The organism is Deferribacterota bacterium, from assembly GCA_034189185.1.
In the GTDB taxonomy this organism is placed as follows: domain Bacteria; phylum Chrysiogenota; class Deferribacteres; order Deferribacterales; family UBA228; genus UBA228.
Window position 1 is genome coordinate 1 of sequence record JAXHVM010000133.1, and the last position, 5090, is coordinate 5090.

A 5090-nucleotide genomic window follows, 5' to 3' on the forward strand; every position below is an offset into this window, starting at 1 on the left:
TAGATAAAAAGAATGATAGATTAAGAGATTTTTTAGGAGGTTTTTTGCCTGCTTGTGTACTCATAGGTATTATTGCTGGGTTAATTGTGCTGGAACCTGATTTTGGTGGAGCATTCTTGATTATTCTGATAGGTTTTTCTCTGTTTTTTGTAGCTGGTGTAAACATAAAACATATTATAGGGATATCACTTTTTAGTTTGCCAGCAATTATCTCTTTTTTATTGGTTGATTATAGGAGAGATAGATTAATAAGTTTCTTAGACCCATGGAGCTATCAAGAAACCTCAGGTTATCAATTAATACAATCTTTAATAGCAGTGGGTAGTGGTGGTATATTTGGAAAAGGTTTGGGCAATAGTACACAAAAGTTGTATTTTTTACCAGAAATACATACTGATTTTATATATGCAGGTATAGCAGAAGAATTGGGTTTTATAGGCTCTGTGTTTATATTAATGTTATTCGTTATTTTGTTTATATTTTGCGTAGACTCTACTCTTAAACAAAAAGATAATTTTAGATTTCTTTTAACATTTGGCTGTACTTTAGTGATTGTATTGCCTGCTTTATTTCATATTTTAGCTGTTTTGGGTTTAGTGCCCACTAAAGGTTTAACATTGACATTTGTGAGCTATGGTGGTTCTTCTCTTATAATGAATATGTTTATAATAGGTGTTATTTTAAGGGGGTTGAAGGAGAATAGATGCGTATGATATTTGCAGGTGGCGGTACTGCTGGGCATATTGTTCCAGCAACAATTATTGCAGAAACATTGAGAAAAAAAGGTGTGGATATATTATTTCTAGTATCAAATAGGGGGATTGAACGAAAACTTCTGCAAGATAAGGGTTTTGAGTTTTATGAACAAAATATTAAGCCCTATAAAAATACAACTTTAGTTAATAGAGCACTCTCTTTTTTCACTATAATATCATCATTATTTAAGGTATTTTTTATACTTAAGAAAAGCAATAAGGTCTTATTATTAGGTGGATATGCTTCTTTTCCGGCTGGAGTAGTTTCTATAATCAAAGGATGTGAACTATATATTTATGAGCAAAATTCAGTTATGGGTTTGACAAATAGATTATTTGCTCCCTTTGCTAAGAAAGTTTTTACATCTTTTAAGGAAACAGAGAAGGCAAAAGGCAATGTTGTTTATGTGGGCTATCCTATTCGTGAGGAATTTAAATTGATAAAATTGAAAGATAGAATATCTAGAAATATACTAGTTTTAGGTGGAAGCCAGGGAAGCAGATTTATCAATAAGTTAATTGTCTCTAATGCACTAATACTTTTAGAAAAGGGATATTATATTACTCATCAAACTGGAGAGGCTTTATATAGTGAGACAATGGAGCTTTATAGAAAAGAGAATCTACAAAATATAAAAGCTTTAAATGTTATACCTTTTTACAATAATATGGTGTCTCTGTATAACTGGGCTGATATTGTTATTGCAAGAGCTGGTGCAGGTAGTGTATTTGAGACAATTGCCTCAAAAAGACCTGCAATATTTATTCCCTTAGAGATTGCAGCAAATAACCATCAGTATAAAAATGCTCTTTATGCAGAAAAATTTGGAGCATTCTATATATTGAATGCAAAGATGCTAACTCAGAGACCCTCATAAATCTTTTGGATTATATATGCGAAAACTATCAAAAAGAAATAAAGCCAAAACTTGAGAAAATAGAGTACTTAGATCCTGCAGAAAAAATTACAAAGGAGATAATTAATGCTTAGGAAGTTTTGTAAGTTTAATAATATACATTTTGTTGGTATTGGCGGCATAGGGATGAGTGGTATTGCTGAGATTTTATTTAATATGGGATTTAATGTAACTGGCTCAGATATAAAAGATAGTTTAAATACAGAATATTTAAGAAGAAAGGGGGTAAAGATAGCAATAGGTCATAGAAAAGAGAATGTTATAGGCTCAGATCTTGTTGTTTATTCTACTGCTATTAGGGAGAATAACCCAGAGTTATTATTTGCTAGAGATAATTTAATACCAGCTATTAAAAGAGGTGAAATGTTAGCGGAGTTAATGAGGTTGAAATATTCAATTACAGTATCAGGTAGTCATGGTAAGACCACCACTACCTCATTGATAGCTGAGATATTTAGTTATAATAATTTAGATCCAACTGTTATTATTGGTGGTAGATTAGCTAGAAATAAAACTAATGCTTCCTATGGTACTTCTTCTATTATGATATCTGAAGCTGATGAGAGTGATAGATCGTTTTTACTTCTTTATCCAACAATAACAATCAATACAAATATTGATAGCGAACACTTCGAGACCTATAAAGATATTGATGAAATAAAAAAAGCTTTCATAGAGTTTAATAATAAAGTTCCCTTCTATGGTTATAATGTACTGTGTTTAGATGATAATAATGTTGCAGATATTATACCATATCTGAAGAGAAGGCTTATAACTTATGGCATAAAAGCTGCTGCAAATGTAAAGGCTGTAAACATTGAAAACAATGGTCCTGGTGTTTCTTTTGATGTTGTAGCCTATGGAAAGTCTCTAGGGAGAATAAACCTTAATATACCAGGTATGCATAATGTGTTAAATGCCCTTGCGGCAATTGCAGTTTCATTGGAATGCGATATTGATTTTAATGGTATTAAGGGCGCTTTAGAAAATTTTGAAGGAGTAGAGAGAAGACTTACATGTAGGTATAAATGTAATAATATTGTAGTTATTGATGATTACGCCCATCATCCTATGGAGATTCAATCTACAATTAAAGCAATAAGGGATGTGTATAGAGGTTACAAAATACATGTAATTTTTCAGCCTCATAGATATACAAGGTTAAAATATCTCTTTAATAGTTTTACGAAGAGTTTTTTTGATGTCGATAAGCTTTATATTGTTGATATTTATTCAGCTAGTGAGGAGCCGATTGTTGGTATACATTCAAAAGTTTTGGTAGATGATATTAAGATGCACGGGTTAAAGGATGTATATTATATTAATGATTTAAATAGTCTTTTATCTGAAAAATTGATAGATAGGGATAATAAAGCTGTGTATGTGACTATGGGGGCTGGTGATATAACAAAGTTTTCCTTTGTATTAGCAGATTTTTTTAATAGGGTTTATGCGAATATAGAGGAGGGTAATGAATAAAATTAAAGCTCTTATGAAATTCATATTATTTTTGTCAATATTAATTTCTGCAATTTATGGCATAAAGGAGCTTATATCCTTAATTGATGATACTGGGTATTTTAGTATAAAAGAGGTTGATATTGTATGTGCTGATGAACAGTTAAAAGGAAAGTTAGAGGAATATTCAAGTAAATTAAAAAATAAAAATATATTCTTCGTTAATATAGAGAAGGTTGATATTGTAGATAATAAATGGATAAAGAATATTGAATTTAATAGACTGTTTCCAGATAAGATAAAAATCGTTATTAATAAAAGAAAATCCCTATTTAAGTATAAGAAAGGTAGTAAATGTTATTATCTAACAGATGATTTAAAGAAGATTGCAAGTAATTGTGAAGATGTCAATGTAGCTGTTAAAGAATTAACTAGTGATGATATACTATTTAAGTTTTCTAGGTTTTACCAAAAAATAGCAAAAAACAAAGATGTAGTTGCCGAAGTAAACCCATTTTATTTTAAGATTACTGATGGTCAGAAGGTTTTATATGGTTCTTATGACAAGAATTTTTTTGGTAGATATAAAATATATAAGGAAAATTTACATAGTATGTACAATAAGATTGAGCGCGTTGATTTAAGGATAGAGGATAAAATTTATATAAAGGGAGTATTAAATGGTGCATAGTGATATCTTTGTAGGTTTAGATATAGGCTCTACAAAGATATGTGTGATAGTTGGACGTAAAAACGAAACAGGAAAAATTGACATTATTGGGAAAGGTGAGACCCCAAGTAGTGGCTTAAGGAAGGGTGTTGTTGTTAATATAGATTCTACCGTTGATTCTATAAAAAGAGCAGTGAAGGCTGCAGAGAGAATGGCAGCTGTTGAGATTAATAGTGTGTGTGTTGGTATTGCAGGTGGTCACATAAAAAGCTTTAATTCAAAGGGTCTTGTAGCAGTGAAAAATAAAGAGGTGAGTAAGAAAGATGTTGACAGGGCTATTGAGTCAGCTACTGCAATAGATATTCCTATTGGTTGTGAAGTATTACATGTAATTCCCCAACAATTTATTTTGGACAGTCAAGGCGGGATAAAAAATCCAATAGGCATGAATGGTGTGAGACTTGAGGTAGACGTTCATATAGTAATAGGAGCAGTCTCTTCTGCGCAAAATATTGTTAGAAGCTGTGAGAGAGCCGGTATATCTGTAGATGACATAGTTTTGGAACAATTAGCCTCAAGTGATGCAGTCCTTTTAAATGATGAAAAAGATATTGGTGTTTGCTTGATTGACGGTGGTGGCGGAACAACAGATATAGCAGTATTTAGAAATGGTGCTGTATATCATACAGCGGTTTTGCAGATAGGTGGTAATAATTTCACAAGAGATTTAGCAATTGGAATTAACGTGCCAGAGCATATAGCTGAGAAGATTAAAAAAGAACATGGTGCTGTATATGATGATATTGATGAAGACAATTATGAAATAGAAATACCTCCAATTGGCGGCAGATCCCCTAGAACAATATCAAAGCAAGTATTGGTGCAGATATTACAGGCTCGTGCTGAAGAGATATTTCAGATGTTTTTGGGTGAATTGCAAAAAAAACAATTATTAGAGCTGATTGGCAGTGGGGTTGTATTAACTGGCGGAGTAGCAAATATGAGAGGAATAGCAGATTTAGCTGAGATTATTTTCGATTTGCCAGTTAGAGTTGGTAGGAGTGTTGAGAATGTAGGTGGTATTGTTGATATTGTTGATGATCCCGCATATGCAACTGGTGTAGGTTTAGTTATTAATGCTGCAAGACGAGGTCATCAAAAAAACAAAATATCAAAGGGGTCAGATGAAAAAGTATTTACTAAAGTTGTTGAGAGAATGAAAAGTTGGTTTGGAGAATTTTTTTAGAAAAAAATATTAGAGGGGGTTTGTATGTTTGAATTAGATGAAAC

The 5090-nt window shown here is 31.8% G+C and carries 5 protein-coding genes; all 5 read left to right on the forward strand.

Features of this window, described 5'->3' with window-relative positions:
• Positions 1-713 (forward strand): FtsW/RodA/SpoVE family cell cycle protein (locus tag SVN78_08315; GenBank protein ID MDY6821608.1); only part of this gene is annotated, 713 nt, incomplete at its 5' end.
• A complete protein-coding gene (locus SVN78_08320) occupies positions 704-1633 on the forward strand; it encodes a UDP-N-acetylglucosamine--N-acetylmuramyl-(pentapeptide) pyrophosphoryl-undecaprenol N-acetylglucosamine transferase (GenBank protein ID MDY6821609.1) in 930 nt (309 codons plus the stop codon). The genes SVN78_08315 and SVN78_08320, both read left to right, overlap by 10 nt.
• A 105-nt stretch (positions 1634-1738) precedes the next feature.
• Positions 1739-3151 carry a UDP-N-acetylmuramate--L-alanine ligase gene (murC, locus tag SVN78_08325; GenBank protein ID MDY6821610.1) on the forward strand — a complete coding sequence of 471 codons (1413 nt, stop codon included), beginning with the start codon at positions 1739-1741 and terminating at the stop codon, positions 3149-3151.
• Positions 3144-3821 carry a hypothetical protein gene (locus SVN78_08330; GenBank protein MDY6821611.1) on the forward strand — a complete coding sequence of 226 codons (678 nt, stop codon included), beginning with the start codon at positions 3144-3146 and terminating at the stop codon, positions 3819-3821. Before murC ends, SVN78_08330 begins: the two co-directional genes overlap by 8 nt.
• Entirely contained in the window at positions 3811-5046 is a 1236-nt protein-coding gene (gene ftsA, locus SVN78_08335) for a cell division protein FtsA (protein ID MDY6821612.1), read from the forward strand. The genes SVN78_08330 and ftsA overlap by 11 nt, the downstream gene beginning before the upstream one ends.
• The last annotated feature ends 44 nt before the right edge of the window (positions 5047-5090 follow it).

Excerpts from the sequence above, each read along its gene's own strand:
- ftsA (MDY6821612.1), top strand. The coding sequence starts at position 3,811 with ATGGTGCATAGTGATATCTTTGTAGGTTTAGATATAGGCTCTACAAAG.
- SVN78_08320 (MDY6821609.1), top strand. The coding sequence starts at position 704 with ATGCGTATGATATTTGCAGGTGGCGGTACTGCTGGGCATATTGTTCCA.
- SVN78_08330 (MDY6821611.1), top strand. The coding sequence starts at position 3,144 with ATGAATAAAATTAAAGCTCTTATGAAATTCATATTATTTTTGTCAATA.
- murC (MDY6821610.1), top strand. The coding sequence starts at position 1,739 with ATGCTTAGGAAGTTTTGTAAGTTTAATAATATACATTTTGTTGGTATT.